The sequence below is a fragment of the Methylobacterium sp. Leaf89 genome, from assembly GCF_001422215.1.
In the GTDB taxonomy this organism is placed as follows: Bacteria; Pseudomonadota; Alphaproteobacteria; order Rhizobiales; family Beijerinckiaceae; genus Methylobacterium.
This window is the reverse complement of the sequence record NZ_LMML01000009.1, coordinates 90,944-107,626: the sequence shown is the minus strand read 5'-3', so window position 1 is coordinate 107,626 and position 16,683 is coordinate 90,944. Positions and strand designations below refer to the sequence as shown.

General features: G+C 71.2%; 17 protein-coding genes. 6 read left to right on the top strand and 11 right to left on the bottom strand.

The window, feature by feature from the left end; translation table 11 throughout:
* Positions 1-24: 24 nt before the first annotated feature.
* The 4 genes from ASF18_RS04240 to ASF18_RS04225 form a co-directional block, all read right to left on the bottom strand.
* The gene (locus ASF18_RS04240) at positions 25-723 is read right to left on the bottom strand and encodes an amino acid ABC transporter ATP-binding protein (protein ID WP_244472583.1); all 699 of its coding nucleotides are present in this window, start codon (positions 721-723) and stop codon (positions 25-27) included.
* Positions 724-791: 68 nt separating this feature from the next.
* Positions 792-1,928 (bottom strand): amino acid ABC transporter permease, encoded by a 1,137-nt coding sequence (locus ASF18_RS04235; protein ID WP_056349766.1) that lies wholly within the window; start codon positions 1,926-1,928, stop codon positions 792-794.
* 30 nt (positions 1,929-1,958) lie between these two features.
* Positions 1,959-3,107 (bottom strand): ABC transporter permease subunit, encoded by a 1,149-nt coding sequence (locus ASF18_RS25020; protein WP_056349764.1) that lies wholly within the window; start codon positions 3,105-3,107, stop codon positions 1,959-1,961.
* A gap of 77 nt (positions 3,108-3,184) precedes the next feature.
* Positions 3,185-4,216 carry an amino acid ABC transporter substrate-binding protein gene (locus ASF18_RS04225; protein ID WP_056349762.1) on the bottom strand — a complete coding sequence of 344 codons (1,032 nt, stop codon included), beginning with the start codon at positions 4,214-4,216 and terminating at the stop codon, positions 3,185-3,187.
* 135 nt (positions 4,217-4,351) lie between these two features.
* Between ASF18_RS04225 and ASF18_RS04220 the strand changes: the two genes are divergently transcribed.
* Together ASF18_RS04220 and ASF18_RS25150 are read left to right on the top strand one after the other, a co-directional pair.
* Positions 4,352-4,603 (top strand): DUF4926 domain-containing protein, encoded by a 252-nt coding sequence (locus ASF18_RS04220; protein ID WP_056222016.1) that lies wholly within the window; start codon positions 4,352-4,354, stop codon positions 4,601-4,603.
* Positions 4,600-4,806 (top strand): DUF6883 domain-containing protein, encoded by a 207-nt coding sequence (locus ASF18_RS25150; protein WP_348271390.1) that lies wholly within the window; start codon positions 4,600-4,602, stop codon positions 4,804-4,806. Before ASF18_RS04220 ends, ASF18_RS25150 begins: the two co-directional genes overlap by 4 nt.
* 28 nt (positions 4,807-4,834) lie before the next feature.
* On the opposite strand, the gene ASF18_RS23515 is transcribed toward ASF18_RS25150, so the two are convergent.
* Both ASF18_RS23515 and ASF18_RS22800 read right to left on the bottom strand, forming a co-directional pair.
* Positions 4,835-5,287 carry a hypothetical protein gene (locus ASF18_RS23515; RefSeq protein ID WP_156649632.1) on the bottom strand — a complete coding sequence of 151 codons (453 nt, stop codon included), beginning with the start codon at positions 5,285-5,287 and terminating at the stop codon, positions 4,835-4,837.
* Positions 5,284-5,742, bottom strand: coding sequence for an XRE family transcriptional regulator (locus tag ASF18_RS22800; RefSeq protein ID WP_082487054.1), 459 nt, complete (start codon positions 5,740-5,742; stop codon positions 5,284-5,286). The genes ASF18_RS23515 and ASF18_RS22800 overlap by 4 nt, the downstream gene beginning before the upstream one ends.
* An 855-nt stretch (positions 5,743-6,597) precedes the next feature.
* On the opposite strand from ASF18_RS22800, the gene metC reads away from it, so the two are divergent.
* Positions 6,598-7,785 (top strand): cystathionine beta-lyase, encoded by a 1,188-nt coding sequence (metC, locus tag ASF18_RS04215; protein ID WP_056349942.1) that lies wholly within the window; start codon positions 6,598-6,600, stop codon positions 7,783-7,785.
* Between the two features lie 669 nt (positions 7,786-8,454).
* On the opposite strand, the gene ASF18_RS04210 is transcribed toward metC, so the two are convergent.
* The 5 genes from ASF18_RS04210 to ASF18_RS04190 all read right to left on the bottom strand — a co-directional run bounded on the left by ASF18_RS04210 (position 8,455) and on the right by ASF18_RS04190 (position 13,073).
* Positions 8,455-9,048 carry a pyridoxamine 5'-phosphate oxidase family protein gene (locus ASF18_RS04210; protein ID WP_056349760.1) on the bottom strand — a complete coding sequence of 198 codons (594 nt, stop codon included), beginning with the start codon at positions 9,046-9,048 and terminating at the stop codon, positions 8,455-8,457.
* Between the two features lie 2 nt (positions 9,049-9,050).
* Entirely contained in the window at positions 9,051-9,383 is a 333-nt protein-coding gene (locus ASF18_RS04205) for a lipid-A-disaccharide synthase N-terminal domain-containing protein (RefSeq protein WP_056349757.1), read from the bottom strand.
* Between the two features lie 3 nt (positions 9,384-9,386).
* Complete coding sequence (locus tag ASF18_RS04200; protein WP_056222008.1) at positions 9,387-10,112, bottom strand: glycosyltransferase; 726 nt, start codon at positions 10,110-10,112, stop codon at positions 9,387-9,389.
* 21 nt (positions 10,113-10,133) lie between these two features.
* The gene (locus ASF18_RS04195) at positions 10,134-11,888 is read right to left on the bottom strand and encodes a glycosyltransferase family 39 protein (protein ID WP_056349755.1); all 1,755 of its coding nucleotides are present in this window, start codon (positions 11,886-11,888) and stop codon (positions 10,134-10,136) included.
* 123 nt (positions 11,889-12,011) lie between these two features.
* Positions 12,012-13,073 (bottom strand): helix-turn-helix domain-containing protein, encoded by a 1,062-nt coding sequence (locus ASF18_RS04190; protein ID WP_244472572.1) that lies wholly within the window; start codon positions 13,071-13,073, stop codon positions 12,012-12,014.
* Between the two features lie 106 nt (positions 13,074-13,179).
* On the opposite strand from ASF18_RS04190, the gene ASF18_RS04185 reads away from it, so the two are divergent.
* The 3 genes from ASF18_RS04185 (at position 13,180) to ASF18_RS04175 (ending at position 16,464) form a co-directional block, all read left to right on the top strand.
* The gene (locus tag ASF18_RS04185; RefSeq protein WP_056349750.1) at positions 13,180-13,887 is read left to right on the top strand and encodes a DJ-1/PfpI family protein; all 708 of its coding nucleotides are present in this window, start codon (positions 13,180-13,182) and stop codon (positions 13,885-13,887) included.
* 115 nt (positions 13,888-14,002) lie between these two features.
* Positions 14,003-15,322 carry an O-antigen ligase family protein gene (locus ASF18_RS04180; protein WP_056349748.1) on the top strand — a complete coding sequence of 440 codons (1,320 nt, stop codon included), beginning with the start codon at positions 14,003-14,005 and terminating at the stop codon, positions 15,320-15,322.
* Entirely contained in the window at positions 15,319-16,464 is a 1,146-nt protein-coding gene (locus tag ASF18_RS04175) for an acyltransferase (RefSeq protein WP_082487049.1), read from the top strand. The genes ASF18_RS04180 and ASF18_RS04175 overlap by 4 nt, the downstream gene beginning before the upstream one ends.
* Positions 16,465-16,683 lie beyond the last annotated feature (219 nt).

The window sequence follows — 16,683 nt, the reverse complement described above, 5'->3', positions numbered from 1 at the left end:
CCGCAGCGCGGGGCCTCCCGTCCCTCAGAGAAGACGCGCGAGAAATTCCCGGGTGCGGGGATGCTCGGGCCGGTCGAAGAAGGCCTGCGGCGGCGCGACCTCGACGATCTGGCCCGCGTCCATGAACACCACCCGGTCGGCGACCCGCCGGGCGAAGCCCATCTCGTGGGTGACGCAGAGCAGGGTCATGCCGCGTCCCGCGAGATCCGTCAGGGCGTCGAGCACCTCCTGCACCATCTCGGGGTCGAGGGCCGAGGTCGGCTCGTCGAACAGCATCACCGCCGGGTCGAGGCAGAGGGCGCGGGCGATGGCCACCCGCTGCTGCTGCCCGCCGGAAAGCTGGCCGGGGTAGCGGTCCGCCAGATCCGCGACGGCGAGGCGTTCGAGTTCGTCCCGCGCCCGCGCCTCGGCGGCCCGACGCCCGATGCCGCGCCCGTGGATCGGCGCCAGGGTGCAGTTCTCCAGCACGGTGAGGTGGGCAAACAGGTTGAAGTGCTGGAACACCATGCCGACGGTCCGCCGCACCGCCGGGATGCGGGCCGGGGTGAGGTCCTGGCCGGCGACCCGGATCGTGCCGCCCTGGTGGGCCTCGAGGCCGTTGACGCAGCGGATCAGGGTCGACTTGCCCGAGCCCGAGGGGCCGCAGATCACGATTCGCTCGGATTTCGCCACCGTGAGGGAGACCTCGCGCAGGACGTGGGCGGTGCCGAACCACTTGTTCACGCCGCGGAACTCGACGGCGGGGGTCTTGAGATCAGGGGTCGCGGGATCCGGGGTCGCGGGGCCGTCCGTCACGACCGGCCCCGCTCGCCGGCGGCCAGACGCCGCTCGATGAAGGCGGCGTAGCGCGCCATGGAAAAGCAGACCGCGAGGTAGAACAGGGCCGCGAAGGCGTAGGCCGTGGCGGGGATCGTCGGCGCCGACCAGCGCGGATCGGCACGCGCCGCCTCCAGCACCCGGATGAAGTCGGCCAGACCCACGATGGAGACGAGCGTCGTGTCCTTGAACAGGCCGATCAGGGTGTTGACGATGCCGGGCACCACCACCTTGAGGGCCTGGGGCAGGATCACGAGGCGCAGGGCCTGCCATCGGGTGAGGCCCAGCGCCAGGGCCGCCCGCCCCTGCCCCTCGGGGATCGCCTGCAGGCCGCCGCGCACCATCTCGGCCATGTAGGCGGAGGCGAACAGCGCGATGCCGACGAGCGGGCGCACCAGCCGGTCCACGGTGAGGTCCCCGGGCAGGAACAGCGGCAGCATCACGTTGGCCATGAACAGCACGGTGATCAGCGGCACCCCGCGCCAGAACTCGATGAAGCCGATGCAGGCGTATCGCAGCACCGGCAGTTCGGAGCGCCGCCCCAGGGCCAGCAGGATGCCCAGCGGCAGGGCGGCGACGATGCCGACGAGCGAGACCACCAGGGTCACCAGCATGCCGCCCCACAGGCTGGTGGCGACGGGAGCGAGGCCGAGGACGGAGGCGCCCGAGAGCAGCCAGACCGACAGGATCGGGCCCACCAGGAAGACGAAGACCGCCCCGAGGCCGCGCTTGGGCGCGTCGAGCCACAGCATCCAGACCGCGCTGAGCGCCACGAGGCCGAAGAACAGGTTCGGCCGCCAGCGCTCGGCCGCCGGGTAGGAGCCGTAGACGAGGTAGTTGATCTTGTCGCCGATGAAGGCCCAGCAGGCGCCCACCGGGTGCCCGGCGGTCGCCGGCCGGCAGGCCTCGCCCGACGTCCCGCTCCAGACCGCGTCGGTGACGAGGAAGCGGATCGCCGGCGGCAGCAGGAGCGCCAGCCCGGCCAGGACCACCAGGGTGGCGAGCGTGTTGCCGGGGCCCGAGAACAGGTTGTCCCGCAGCCAGCCGACGGGGCCGCCGGTCCGGCGCGGCGGCGGGGCCGGGGGCAGCAGGGTCTCGCGGACGATGGTCATGGACAGACCGGACTCATGGGGACCCCGGATTCATCGCATCCCCGGGGCCGCGCGGCGGTTGTAGGCGTTCATCAGCGCGGCGAGGCCGAGGCTCAGGGTCAGGTAGACCGCCATGGTGATCGCCACGACCTCCACGGCCTGGTTGGTCTGGTTGAGCACCGTGCCCATGAAGACGTGGACGAGGTCGGGATAGCCGATCAGCACCGCCAGGGACGAGTTCTTCGTGATGTTGAGGTACTGGCTGGTGAGCGGCGGCACGATCACCCGCATCGCCTGGGGAATCGTGACGAGCGCCAAGGTCTTGGCCCGGCTCAGGCCCAGGGCGGCGGCCGCCTCCCCCTGGCCCCGGGCCACGCTGTTGAGGCCGGCGCGCACGATCTCGGCGATGAAGGCCGCCGTGTAGGTGGAGAGCCCGAGGAGCAGCGCGGCGAATTCCGGCAGGATTCCGAGCCCGCCCTCGGGTCCGTAGGGACCGGGCGCCGGCCAGGCGACCGGCACGGGGTGCCCGGCGCGGGCGAGACCGATCCAGGCGAGCGCCGGCAGGCCGAGCACCAGGGCGAGGGCCGGCCCCACGATCGGGCCGGGCGCGGCCCCGGCCTCGACGCGGCGGGCCCTGCGGCGCGCCCAGGCGCCCGACAGGACGATCCCCGCCAGGACGGCTGCGGGCACGAGCCAGGCGACACCCGAAAATTCCGGGCGGGGCAGGACCAGCCCGCGCTGGCTGAGATAGGCCCCGCCCCAGGCCGCCGGACGCTGCGCCTCGGGCAGCGCCACCCGCACGGCCACGTACCAGACCAGGAGCTGGAGCAGCAGCGGCAGGTTGCGCAGGGTCTCGACATAGGTGGCCGCCAGGGTCCGGACGAGCCAGTTCGGCGACAACCGGGCGATGCCCACGGCGAATCCGATCAGCGTGGCCAGCCCGATGGCGAGGCCCGAGACCAGCAGGGTGTTGAGGAGCCCGACGCGGAACGCGTCGAGATAGGTCGCGGTCGCGGCGGCGTAGGGGATCAGCCGCTGGCTGATGTCGAACCCCGCCGAGCGTCCGAGGAAGCCGAAGCCGGCGGTGATGCCCTGGCGCGCGAGTTTTTCGGACGCGTTGGTGGCGGCGACATACGCGAGCGCGGCGAGCGCGACCACGACGAGGGCCTGGAGCGCGAGGGCGCGCGGGGATCGAGGCACGCGCCGACCTCCCCGCGCACCCCTCCCCCCGCTGCGGGGGCGGGTCCGCCCGGACGCGCGGTCCATCCCATCCCCCCTCACCGGATCGGCGGCCCGTAGTGCAGGCCCCCGTTCGTCCAGAGCGCGTTCAGCCCGCGCGGGATCTTCAGGGGCGTCCCGTCGCCGAGGTTGCGGGCGAAGACGTCGCCGTAATTGCCGACGTGGCGGACGATCCGGTAGGCCCAGTCGCCGGTCAGCCCGAGGCCCTGGCCGTACTTGCCCTCCAGCCCGAGGATGCGCTTGACGTCCGGGCTCAGGGTCTCGCCCCGGAGCCGGTCCACGTTCTCCTGCGTGATGCCCGCCTCCTCCGCGTCGAGCATGGCGTAGTGGGTCCAGGCGACGAGGTCGCGCCAGGCATCGTCGCCCTGTCGCACGCCGGGCGCGAAGGGCTCCTTGGAGATCGCCTCCTCGAGGATCACGTGCGCCTCCGGGTGGGCGGTCTTCAGGCGCTCGCCGAAGAGGGAGGACTTGTCCGTGGAGTAGGCGTCGCAGCGGCCGGATTCGTAGGCGCCCAGGGTCTGCTCGCTGTTGGCGAAGGTGACCACCTGGTAGGTCAGCCCGCGGGTGCGGAACCAGTCGGCGGTGTTGAGCTCCGTGGTGGTGCCCTGCTGCAGGCAGATCGTGGCCCGGTCGAGTTGCTTCACCGCCGTGACGTTCAGGGATTTGCGCACGAGAAACCCCTGCCCGTCGAAGAAGGTGATCACCGGGAAGTTCATCGCGGCGGTGTCGCGCGACAGGGTCCAGGTGGTGTTGCGGGCGAGCACGTCGATCTCACCCGATTGCAGGGCGGTGAAGCGCGCGGCCGAGGATTGCGGGATGAAGCGCACCGCGTCGGGATCGTCGAAGATCGCCGCGGCGAGCGCCCGGCAGAAATCCACGTCGAGCCCGTGCCAGCGCCCCTGCCCGTCCGGCATGCTGAAGCCCGCCACCCCGCCGCTGACCCCGCAGACGAGGTGCCCGCGCGCCTTGACCTGGGCGAGGGTGTCGCCTTGCGCGAGCGCCGCAGTCTGGGTCAGCGCCGGAGACGCGGCGAGCAGGGCGGCGAGGAGCGGGATCGACAGGGATCGCATGCGCGCATTGCAGGGCATCGGCGGCCGGGGTCAAGCCGGGAACCCAGGCGTCGGGCCCAAGACCAGGGGGCCCCAAGACCAAAGGATCGGGCCGCGTGGCTTGTCCGGCCGGCGCGCGCCGGATATCCTTCGCCCATGTCCGTCGAAGTCTTCTATCTCCTGCGAAAGGACGAGCCTGGGGTCGATCTCAGGGAACTCGATGACGTCGTGCTGCTGGCCGACGCGCGGACGGATGACGGAACACTGATCCAGGCCGGCACGGAGGGAACCGTGGTGGCCGTCTGGCAGGACGGATCAGCCTACGAGGTCGAGTTCGCCGAGCCCGAAGGCGCCCTCGCGACGGTTCGGGCCACCGGAATCAAGCGGATCGGGCGCCGGGCGGCTTGAGCGGGCCGGCGGCCTCTCCGACGCGGTTCACGATCCGCAACAACAAGCTCGTCGACTACCTGTTGGACCTCTCCCATCCACGGGGCGGCTCGAAGGCACGCTTCTTCCTGGCCTTCGGCTTCAGCCTACCGTCTGGTTCAAAGCCTCGCGCGAGCCGCAGTCCAAGGCGGGATCAAATATGCTGGGAGGCGCGCAAACGTTAGAATTTTGGCATTAAATAACCAAATTTCACTAATCAACACTATTAACAGGTCTTACGTTCTCAGAAGAGGAAACGGGATCCTGCCTTAACTCTTCAACTATCTTCCATACCCCAACATTGTTCCAATTTTCCTCATCATTGGGGTAAGAGACTTCAATGTCTAACGTGCTTGATTTCTTCATTTCTAAATTGAAAAAAACCGCAGGTAGCGACACGTTTTTCCCACCCTCTTCCGTGTCAAGCTGAATTCTGCCATTAAGAACTTGGCCGTCAGAGTTATCTATAACTCGAAATCGGAAGCTATGGTTACCGCCAGCAGAAACATCTACAATGAAGGCGATGGCAAATTTATGATTTATTGGGAAGCTTTCGACTGAGAAAATCGGATCATAAACTCCAATGATTATATTTTTCCCGGTAATCTCGGTGCGCAGATCATCGCAAAGAATAGCGCTACCAACAGTCATCGTTTTCTCGGTCATGACGCCTTCTCCAGCGAAACCGATGCCTCTCTGAAATACGGCTTCTTTACTACCCCAGAAGAATTTTTAGTAAATTCTGAGCTATTTTGGCTATCTTTAAAATCAATGCTTTTATTAAACTTGTTCGCCTGAACATCGCTTGTATAGCGCGGCCTAGCGTCGAAATTTGCTTTCCTACAGCGCACTTCCTCAAACGATAACGGGCTCAAAGGCACATGGTACCCAAGTGCATACATAAAGACGCACAAGGTTTCGTAATCAATAGACCCTTGAGACCCATTCAAAACCCGCGAAACATAGCTTTTATTTTTGTTTAAAATATCACCAAGTTCTTTGGCCTTTATGCCGCGAGATTTAAACGCTTTTTGTAGAGTAAAAAACATTTCTGCGCGCGCGTCAGCTCGCAGATCATCCTCAAACTCTAGATTAAGCGGTACTGGCACGAAAGCGGTCATGGCGTGAAATCAACCAAATTCAGGACTCTATCCGAAAGTAAGCGGGGATGCTGTGGAAGCAAACGACTCCATTCTGTTTTGGCGGCAGTAAGCGTCGGTACCCAGGTTTCTGTTCCCAAGTCACGGCGAAGCCGGTGAGCCGTTGCCACGAACTCACCCGGCCTGAGGAAGCCGCCGACGATGCGATGTTGTGGGTCGAACAAAACTCGGAAAGCGTAGAGGCCTTGCTTTGGAGGCCGAAGGCGTTTGAGCAGCGTATCGTTGTCAAAATCCTCCCCCATCACAAACCGTTTGAGAAAGGTCCGTGCGTTAGCTCGATGGTCCCTTTCTCTTTGGGTGGACCCATGTCCATACGTCCGATGTCAGCCATAGGCGACGCCTATACGCTTGGTCCTCCCGCATGTGCGGCACAAAAAGGTGCAACTCTCCAGCCGCCTCCAATGCCGCAATATGGGTGTCGGTTGACTCACAAGTCAACGGCTGTCTCGTGGCGCTGAAGGAAAAGGTTGGTAGAGTCAACCAAAGTCAGTGCGAAGGCTGCCCCTGTCAACCTTTCGCAGATGACTTCACCTCGTAGCCAGATCCTACCTCAACGCTTTTGAGTCAGGTTGTTGCAGAATATCGGGAAAACGGCCCGACCAAGCTCGTCTTCGAAGGGCGGCTTCGCGCGCCGAACGGCCGGGAGCCCTGGGTGCGCTCGGTCTGGCAAGTCGAGGCCGATGGCGTCGCCAGGCTCGTGACGGTCGTTCCCCTGAGGCGCGCGGACGAGGAGGCCTGATCCGGCCGCCCGGCTTGACGCCGGCGCGCGGGCCGGGCTTCGGTCGCCGCACGCTCACCCCTCGCCCACCGGTGCCGATGTCGAACACCCCTCCCCGCGACCCCGCCCGCTTCGGGGCGAGCACCCGCCTCGTCCATGCGGGGCGCGATCCCTCCGCCCAGCACGGCTTCGTCAACACGCCGATCTATCGCGGCTCGACGGTGCTGTTCCCGACCTACGACGACCTCCAGCACCGGCGCGGGCGCTACGATTACGGCACCTCCGGCACGCCGACGACGGATTCGCTGACCCAGGCCTGGAGCGAGCTCGCGGGCGCGGCCGGCACCGTGCTGACGCCGTCGGGCCTCGCCGCCCTGACCGTGGCCCTGATGGCGGTGGTCTCGGCCGGCGACCACCTGCTGGTCAGCGATTCCGCCTACCGCCCCACCCGCATCTTCTGCGACGGCGTCCTGAAGCGCTTCGGGGTCGCGGTCGAGTACTACGATCCCCTGATCGGCGCCGGCATCGGCGCCCTGATGCGCGACACCACCAAGGCCGTGCTGGTGGAGGCCCCGGGCTCGCAGAGCTTCGAGATGCAGGACGTGCCGGCCATCGCCGAGATCGTGCACGCCCGGGGCGCCGCCGTCATCATGGACAACACCTGGGCGACGCCGCTGCTGTTCCCGCCCCATGCGCGCGGCGTCGACATCGCGGTGGAGGCCGGGACCAAGTATCTGTCGGGCGGCTCGGACCTGCTCCTCGGCCTGACCTCGGCCAACGCGCAATACTGGCCGGCCCTGCACCGGACCTTCGAGCACTTCGCCATGTGTCCCGGCCCGGAGGACGTGTTCCTGGCCCTGCGGGGCCTGCGCACCATGGCCCTGCGCCTGCGCGAGCACGGGGCCCAGGGGCTCGCCATGGCGCGGTGGCTCCAGGCCCGGCCGGAGGTGGCCCGCGTGCTCCATCCAGGCCTCCCCGACGATCCCGGCCACGCCATCTGGAAGCGCGACTTCGCCGGCGCCTCGGGCCTGTTCGGCGTCATCCTGAAGCCCGCCCCGGAGCGGGCCGTGGCGGCGATGCTCGACGGGCTCGAGCTCTTCGGAATGGGCTTCTCCTGGGGCGGCTTCGAGAGCCTCGTCATCCCGTTCGACTGCAGGACCTACCGCACCGCCACCCGGTGGGCCCCCGAGGGCCCGGCCCTGCGCTTCCACATCGGCCTGGAGGATGTTGCGGATCTGCAGGCGGATCTCGACGCGGGGTTTTCGCGGTTGCGCGCGGCGCTGTGAGCGGGCGCCGGCACGACGAAGCCGCAACGGATTTCTCCGGTCCGGCGCCGGCGGCCCCACCGCCGCCACCGAAAAGCATTGACAATATTCCTATTGTGTGGTTCAGTCCGGGCACTCGCCTCCCACGCGGGAGGCCCCCCGGCGGACCGGGCCGGGGGGCTCGGGGGGAGGAGACGGCGCCCCGCGTCGATGGCCCGGTTTCGCCATCGCCCCGGGCCGCATCGGCGACGCAAGGCGTCTCGGACGGGAAGGCCGCACGGCTGCAAGGCCGCACGGCTGCACCCGGTCCCCTGAGGCGCACCGAGAGAGCGGACGGCCCGCCCACTACGAGGCGGGCTCGGGGCCACGCGCCCTGATCAGACGGCCGCCGGACCGCACCGCCCGCCAGGGCGGCGGATCCGGAGGGGGGCTGCCACAAGCCGGGTCGCCGGTGCCGAGAAGACGTCGTGACGAACCGGATCGGCCCCGCGAGGGGCCGGGCCGAGGGACGCCGGGGGACCGGCATACCTGTTTCCAAAACGTGGTCTCGCGGCGTCCCGCGTCTCCCGTTTCGCCGGGCGTTCGTTCCGCCCGGTCTCCGTGGGCCATCCCCCGCGCCGGCCCCGGCGGCGGGGCCGCGTCCCCGTGGCCGGGCCGCTCAACGCCCGGCGGCTCGGCGGCGGCGCGCCCTCAGGGCGCCAGCCAGACCCCGCGCCAGCCGTCGGCCCGCGCCCAGGCGGCCCGGCGGTGGCCGCGCCGGTCGAGGTAGAGGAATTCGAGGCGGGCGAGCGTGACCACCACGGCGCAGAAGTTCGGCCGGCCGAGGGTCAGGGCCGTCTCGGGGTCCGGCAGGGTGTAGGCATCGCCCGCGGGCAGGCGCGCGCCGGGGGCGGGGTCGGCGCCGTAGCAGACCCGGCTCATGGCCATCGACCCGGCCCAGGCCGCCTCCGCCAGGGCATCGTCGCCGTGGAGCGTCGCGGGGCCCGACGCCCGGATCTGGATCTTGGCGGCGGAATCGTAGCCGTGCAGGGCCGCATGCCCGGAGGCCGCGATCTCGGAGGCCTTGTCCGAGCGGCGGTCGCAGTGGAAGCGCAAGGCGCCGGCCACCGGGTCGGCGTGCCGCAGCACCACGGTGCGCACCTGCGGGTGCCCCTGCGCGTCGACGGTGGCCAGCGCCGGCATGTGGAAGGCGTTGCGGCGGAAGCGCGGCCCCTCGACCAGCAGGCGCCAGACCTCGGCGAGGGCCGCGTCCAGGTCGTCGTGGAAGGGCGGCAGCGGGTCCATGGTCAGGGCACCGCCCGGGCGGCGCGGCGCTCGCGCAGGATCAGGGCGACGTTGCGCAGGTAGATGAAGGTCGACAGCGCCTGCCCGAAGATGATCACCGGCTCGCGCCGCACGAGGCCGTAGACCAGGGTCATCAGGCCGCCCGCGATGGAGAGGAACCAGAAGGCGAGGGGCATCACGCTCTTGCCCGCCCGCTCGGAGGCGAGCCACTGCACCACGAAGCGGGCGCCGAACACCGCCTGGGCCAGGATGCCGAAGACCAGCCAGGCATCGAAGCGGGTGACGAAGACGTCGTAGACGTAGCCGCGCACGTCCTCGGCGAGCTGGATCAGCATGGCTTAGGCTCCCGTCACGTCCGTGACCCGCGGCGTCACGCGCTTGCGCCGGATCAGCCACCACACCCCGGCCAGGTCGAGGAGCCCGACCCAGAGGCGGTCGAACAGGCCGTATTTCGAGGTGCCGGTGAAGCGGGGCCGGTCGACCACGTCCCGGTGGACCACGCCGAAGCCCTCGCGGGCGACCAGCGCCGGCATGAAGCGGTGCTGCCCGTCGAAGAACGGGAGCGTCCCGTAGACGTCCCGGCGCACGAGCTTGTAGCCGCAGCCGGTGTCGCGGGTGGCGTCCTTCAGGATGCGCACCCGGACCCCGTTGGCGATCCGCGACTGGAGGCTCTTCAGCCGCCCGTCCTTGCGCCCGACGCGCTGGCCCTGGGCGAGGCCGACCCGCGCGCCGCCCGCCTCGATGGCCTCGAGCAGGGGCGCCAGGAAGGCCGGGTCGTTCTGGCCGTCGCCGTCCATCAGGGCGCAGACCGGCGCCCGCGCCACCGCGATGCCGCTGCGGATGCCGGCCGCCTTGCCGGCGGTGCGGTCGTGGGCGAGCACCCGCAGCCAGGGCCGTCCGCTCTGGGCCGCCCGCAGGGCCTCGGCGGTGCCGTCGGTGGAGCCGTCATCGACGTAGATCACCTCGAAGGGCGCCAGGGGCGCGCAGGCGGTCTCGAGTTCGGCGACGAGGCTCGCGATGTTGCCGGCCTCGTCCTTCACCGGGATGATCACGGAGAGGCGCATGGAGGTTCGATCCGAGGGAGGTCAGGGCGTCGCCGCGTAGGCCGAGAGGTCGACCCGGCGTCCGCCGTTGATGTTGAAGCCCAAGACGGTGCCGACCCGGTTGGGCGCCAGCCCGGCGGCCTTGACGGCGGCGTCGAACTCGCTCGCGAACCGGCCCTCGACGTAGACGAGGCGGCAGGCGTCCCCCCTGAGCGAACCGTCGCCCTTCAGGAAGTCGGCGGCCTCCGTGCCGGTGCCGAGCATGGCGAGGTCGGTGCCGATCAGGAAGACGAAGCTCGGCTCGCGGTAGCCGAGGCTGGCGACGCGGGGATGCGGGCAGGGCAAGGCATCGCGGATCGCCGCGAGGCGGGGCGAGACCTTGAGGGCGGCCATCACCGGCTGGGTCAGGCCGAACACGGCCGGCGAGAGCAGCATCGACGCGAGGACGCCGAGGCCGAGGGCGCGCTCGGGCAGGCCGCGGGCGAAGGCGCGCCAGGCCAGGGCGGCGACGGCGCTGGCGCCGAGCAGCAGGGGCAGCCCGGCCCAGGGCAGGGTCCGGTCGTAGGCGAAGGCGAAGGCCGAGAGGCCGAGGGTGAGGCCGACGGGGATCAGCACCACGAGCCCGGCGGTGAGGCGCGCGCCCCGGCGCTCGGGGTGCAGGGCGCCGGCGGCCAGCGCCCGCACGGTGAGGATGGCGATGGCCGGCATCAGCGGCAGCACGTAGTGGGGCAGCTTGGTCGGCACGATCTCGAACAGGATCCAGGTCGGCACGATCCAGGCGAGGAGGAAGGCGATGGCGGGCTCGCGCCGGTAGCCCCAGGCGAAGGGGGCGCTGAGCGCCGCGAAGGCGGCACCCGGCCAGAAGGTGCCGAAGAACGCCACCAGGTAGGCGCCGGGCGGGGCGAAGTGCTTCTCCGAGCCGCCCTGGACCTTGCTCAGCATGTCGTGGCCCACCGCCTCCCCGTAGAAGGCGCCGCCGCTCTTCCAGGTGATGGCCGCGAACCAGGGCGCCACGATCAGCAGGGTCAGCGGCAGGCCGAGGCCGGGCCGCAGGGCGCCGAGCCAGCGGCCGGAGCGCCACCGCAGCGAGAGGATCAGGGCCGGCAGGCCGCAGAACAGCGGCACCATCGGGCCCTTGATCAGGATGCCGAGGGCGAGGCCGAGCCAGAAGGTCAGCACCGTGGCGGTGTCGAGGGGGCCCTCGACGCGATGCCCCTCCGCGCGGTCGCGCCGGAGCCAGGCCCGGGCGAGGCCGCCGAAGGTCGCCACGGCGCAGGCGCAGAGCAGCGCGTCGGTCTTGGCCAGGCGCGCCTCGGCCGAGAGCACGACGCAGGCCCCGAACAGGGCGGCGGCGAGGACGGCGCCCCGCCGGGGCAGGAAGACCAGGGCCGACCAGTAGGTGAGGAGCACCGCCCCGATGGCGCCCAGCAGGGACGGGATGCGGTAGAGGCCGATGGTGGTGCGGGCGTTCGGCACGCCGAGCGCCTCGGCGGCGCCGACCACGGCGGCCTGGGCCCAGTAGATGCCCACGGGCTTCTTGTGCCGGGCCTCGGCCTGGAAGCGGATGTCGACGAGATCGCCGGTCTCCAGCATCTGCTTGGAGGCCTGGGCGAAGCGCGGCTCGTCCCGGTCCATGGGCTGGAGCGAGACGATCCCGGGCAGGAAGCAGACGAGGCAGAGGGCCACCAGGAGGGCGCAGGCCCGGGCATGGCTCCGGGCCGCGGCGGACAGGAGGCTGTCCGGGAACGCGAAGGCGTCCCCACGGGCCGGGCGGGGCACGGTGGCGCGGTCGGTCATGCGGGCGGATGGGCCGTCAGGGGGGACATACGCGGCTCCGGACCGGCACCCGACCCGGGAATCCGGTCGCTGATTCCGGTCGATGCCGCGAGGCCGGCGGTGTCGATGATGCGGCCGGGAATGTCAAATCTCCGGTTCCGCGGGGTCGCCGGCCGCCGCGCCCGGCCCCCCCGCCCCGGCCGCGTGGAACCGCTGGCGGCAGACGCCAGGCGCCACCGCCCCGTGGCGGAGGAAGCTGCGCCGCAGGGTTTCCTCGGAGCCGAAGCCGCAGCGCGCGGCGATGCGCTTCACCGGCAGCGCGGTCTCGGCCAGGAGCCGCCGGGCCGCCTCGACCCGCTGGCGCTCCAGGGCGCGGGCGGGGGTCAGCCCCGTGGCCGCCCGGTAGTGGCGGGCGAAGCCGCGCGGGCTCATGCCGGCCATCTCGGCCAGGCGCGGCACGGTGAGGTCCTCGGCGAGATGATCGGCGATCCAGGCCTGGAGGGCCTCGAAGCGGGCGCCGCCCGCCCCGGGCGACAGGACCTGCTGCGACAGGACGGTGCTGAACTGGGCCTGGCCGCCCGGGCGCTTGAGGAAGACGACGAGGTGGCGGGCGACCGCCAGCGCCGCGGCCCGGCCGAGATCGGCCTCCACCAGGGCCAGCGCCAGGTCGATGCCCGCCGTCACCCCGGCGGAGGTCCAGACCGCGCCGTCCCGGATGAAGATCGGATCCGGCTCGACCCGGGCCTCCGGATGGCGCCGCGCGAGCGCGTCGCAGCGGGTCCAGTGGGTCACGGCCCGGCGCCCGTCGAGGAGGCCGGCCGCCCCGAGCAGGAAGGCGCCGGTACAGACGGAGGCCACCCGCCGGGCGCGGGGTGCCCGGGCGGCGACCCAGGCGGGCAGCCCGTCCGCGATCGCCCCGTCGACGCCGCGCCCGCCGGCGACCACGAGGGTGTCCACGGGGGCCTCCGCCGCCGGCAGCGGCTCCGTCGCGAGGCCGAGCCCGGCGGAGCTCAGGACCACGCCGCCGCCCGCCGCCGCCACCCGCAGGGCATAGGGCGCCGGGGCCTCGCCCGCGAGATCGTTCGCCGTGGCGAACACCTGAAGCGGCCCCGACACGTCGAGGAGCTGCACCCCCGGGAAGGCGAGGATCTCGATGCGGCGGGGTTCGTGGCGCGAGACTTCGTGGCGCAAGGGTTCGTGGCGCAAGGGTTCGTCCGCGGTGCGATCTGGCAGGAAACGAGGCCTCTTGGTCATGTCGGCCGGAGCCTGCGGGGTTAGGGTCGTCCTGTCCAGACAGCCGGAGACAGTCCCGATGCCCCTCACGATCGGCCTTCTCGCCTTCCCCGACGTCCAGCAGCTCGACCTGACCGCGCCCTACGAGGTCTTCGTCGGGATTCCGGAGGCGCGGGTCCACCTCGTGGCCGCCGACCGGGCGCCGGTGACGAGTTCCACCGGCCTCGTGCTCGCCCCGACGCTGGCCATGGCCGACTGCCCGCAGCTCGACGTGCTCTGCGTGCCCGGCGGCCTCGGGGTGAACCGGCTGATGCGGGATGCGGCGGTCCTGGCCTTCCTGCGCGACCAGGCGGGGGGCGCCCGCTACGTCACCTCCGTCTGCACCGGGGCCCTGGTGCTCGGGGCGGCCGGACTCCTGCGGGGCCGGCGCGCCACCACCCACTGGGCCAGCCTCGACCTCCTGGCGGCCTTCGGGGCGATCCCGGTCGCCGAGCGGGTGGTGCGCGACGGCACCCTCCTCACGGGGGGCGGCGTCACCGCCGGGATCGACTTCGCCCTGACCCTGGCGGCCGAGCTCGCCGGGCGGCCGGCGGCGGAGGCGATCCAGCTCGGCCTCGAATACGCGCCCGCCCCGCCCTTCGCCGCCGGCACGCCCGCCGGCGCCGACCCCGCCGTGCTGGCGGCGGTGCGGGGGCGCCTCGCCGCCGGCCGGGCCGAGCGGGAGCGCATCGTGGGCGCGATCACCGGGGCGACCGACATCGTCCCCTGGGGGCCGGCCGGGCCGTGAGGCGGGCCCGCCGGTCCTTTGCGCGTTCTTAAACGTATTCTGCGCGCCTAGCGGGCGGCACCGGCGGATCTAGAGTGCGCAAGACCTTGCCGGCCCTCGAGCGCGGGAGTGGACCATGACGACGGGCATCGCCACCGGCGCGGGTGCGACGCGGCGGGCGGACCTCCCCGATGCCCTGCGCATCGGGGCGATGGGCGCGATCCTGCTCTTCATCCTGATCGGGGCCGATCCCTTCCTCGACGGGACGGCGGCGGAGAACGCCGCCTCGCGGGCCGGCGGCAACCTCGTCAACCAGGGGCTGTTCCTGGTCATGGCGGGCATCGCGGCGGCGGCGCTGGCCTGGCGCGGGCGGGAGGCCCTGCGCCCCCTGGCCACCCTGCCGATCCTGGCGATGCTGGCCTGGATCGGCGTCTCCACCGCCCTCTCGATCGAACCCGCGGTCTCGGCGCGGCGCCTCGTCTCCCTCGTCATCATGTTCGGCGGGGTGGTGAGCGTGCTGGTGCTCGCCCGCGACGCGCGCCAGTTCGCCCAGGTCCTCGGCGGCACCGTCCTCCTCGTGCTGGCGACCTGCTACCTCGGCCTCGTGCTGGTGCCCGAGCGCGCCATGCACACCGCCCTCGACCTGATCGAGCCCGAGCACGCGGGCAGCTGGCGCGGCGTCTTCGCCCACAAGAACGGCGCCGGCGCGGCCATGAGCCTGTTCATCATCGTCGGGCTGTTCTGGGCCGGGATGGGCCAGCGCCTCCTGGGCTACGCGGTCGTGGGGCTGGCGGGGGTGTTCCTCGTCTTCACCAACGCCAAGACCTCCCTGGTCATGACCCCGGCGGTGCTCGGCCTGACCTGGGCCTGCACCCTCTTGGCCTCGGGCACCTGGCGCCGCCTGATCCTCCTCGGCCCCCTGGTGCTGCTGCTCCTGCTCACCGTGGGCTCGGTCCTGTCGCCCAGCCTCGGCGCCCTGGTGGCGGGCCTGGCCGCCGACCCGACCTATACCGGCCGCACCGAGATCTGGCGCTTCGCCCTCGACAACATCGCCAAGAAGCCGCTCACCGGCTTCGGCTACGGCGCCTTCTGGGAGAGCGTGTTCTACGGCGGCGGCGGCGAGGCCACGACCTGGGTCAACCGCGCCACCGACGCCCATGACGGCTACCTCAACACCGCCCTGGAGAGCGGCCTGCCGGGCCTCGCCCTCACGGTGTGGTGGATGGTGCTGGCCCCCCTCTCCGACCTCCAGGCCCAAAGCCGGTCCGGGGCCGGCCCCGCCCTCGACCCCCTGCGGCTGCTCTTCCTGCGGATCTGGCTGTTCGGCCTGATGGTGGGCGTCTTCGAATCGGTGTTCTACCAGGCCACCAACGCGCTGTTCTTCCTCGTCGCCCTCTCGGTCTTCGGCCTGCGCTTCGGTGCCGCCGGGCGGGTGGTCGCGGAGGCCCCGCGATGAGCGCCCATCCCCCTGTGGCGCCGCTGCCGGCGCTCACCGCCCTGCGCTTCGTGGCCGCCGCCTACGTGGTGGCGTTCCACTACGCGACCTTCTTCTTCGCGGAGGCGGCGATCCCCGGGGCGGTGCGCCTCGGCTATTCCGGGGTGACCTTCTTCTTCCTGCTCTCGGGCTTCATCCTGGCCTACACCTACCGGGACGTGGACCTGACCGACCGCGCCGCTCGCGCGCGCTTCGCCTGGGCCCGGGTGGCGCGGGTCTACCCGGTCTACCTGGCCTGCCTCGTCCTCGCCCTGCCCTGGTTCGTCGCCTGGGTGGCGAAGTCCCCCCCGCCCCTGCAGGGGCTGATGGCCGCGAGCGCGGTGCTGGCGCCGCTGGGCCTGCACGCCTGGGTGCCGGGGGCCGCCTGCGCCCTCGACTGCCCGAGCTGGTCGATCTCGGTGGAGGTGGTCTTCTACGCCCTGTTTCCCCTCCTGCTGCCCCTGGCGCGCGGGGCGCCCGGCCGCACCGCGCGGCTGACCCTCGCCGCGTGGATCGTCCTGACCGCCGGGGCTGCCCTCGCCTTCGCGCGCTACGCCCCCGGCGTCTCGCTCATCGATCCGGAGGCGGGGGGCGCAGGCCCGGTGCTGCTGGCCCAGGCCATCAAGTACAACCCCCTGCTGCGCCTGCCGGAATTCGTGGCCGGGCTCCTCCTCTACGGGGCCTGGACCCGGTGGCGCCTGCCCACGCCCGCCCTCCTCGCCCTGGCGGCCCTGGCGGGCCTCGCGCTGGTGGCGGGGGCGCCCCACCTGCCCGCGGTGCTGCTCCACAACGGCCTGACGGCCCTGGCCTGGGCGCCCCTGATCCTGGCCGGCGCCCAGCTCCGCAGCGGCCCCCTGGTGAGGCCCGGCTTCGTCTTCCTCGGCCGGATCTCCTTCGCCCTCTACCTCATCCACGTCCCGGCCTACGCCCTGGTCAACAGCCTCGACCGGATCGCCCTCGGGGGCCGCCTCGCCGCCGCGCCCTGGCTCGGGGCGGGGCTCGCCGCCGCCCTGGCCCTCGCCCTCAGCGTCCTCCTGCACCGGGGCCTCGAGGAGCCGATGCGCCGGCGCATCCTCCGCCGGGCCGCGCGCCCGCCGGCCGCCGGACCCGTCGCCGCGGGCTGAAACGCACCCTGTCAGGGAGCGTTCAGCCGTCGCCCGGCAGGATCAGCGTTGTCCGGCCTCCGGGAGGCCGGACGGTCGAGAACGACAAAGGTCACACCAGCAGAAGGTCATGGTTTCATGTCCGTGAAATCGCTGTTTCGCACGAAATCGCTGTTTCGCACGATGCTCGCCCGCACGACGCTGGCCGCGTCGCTCGGCGTCGCGGGTGCCGTCGGCTTC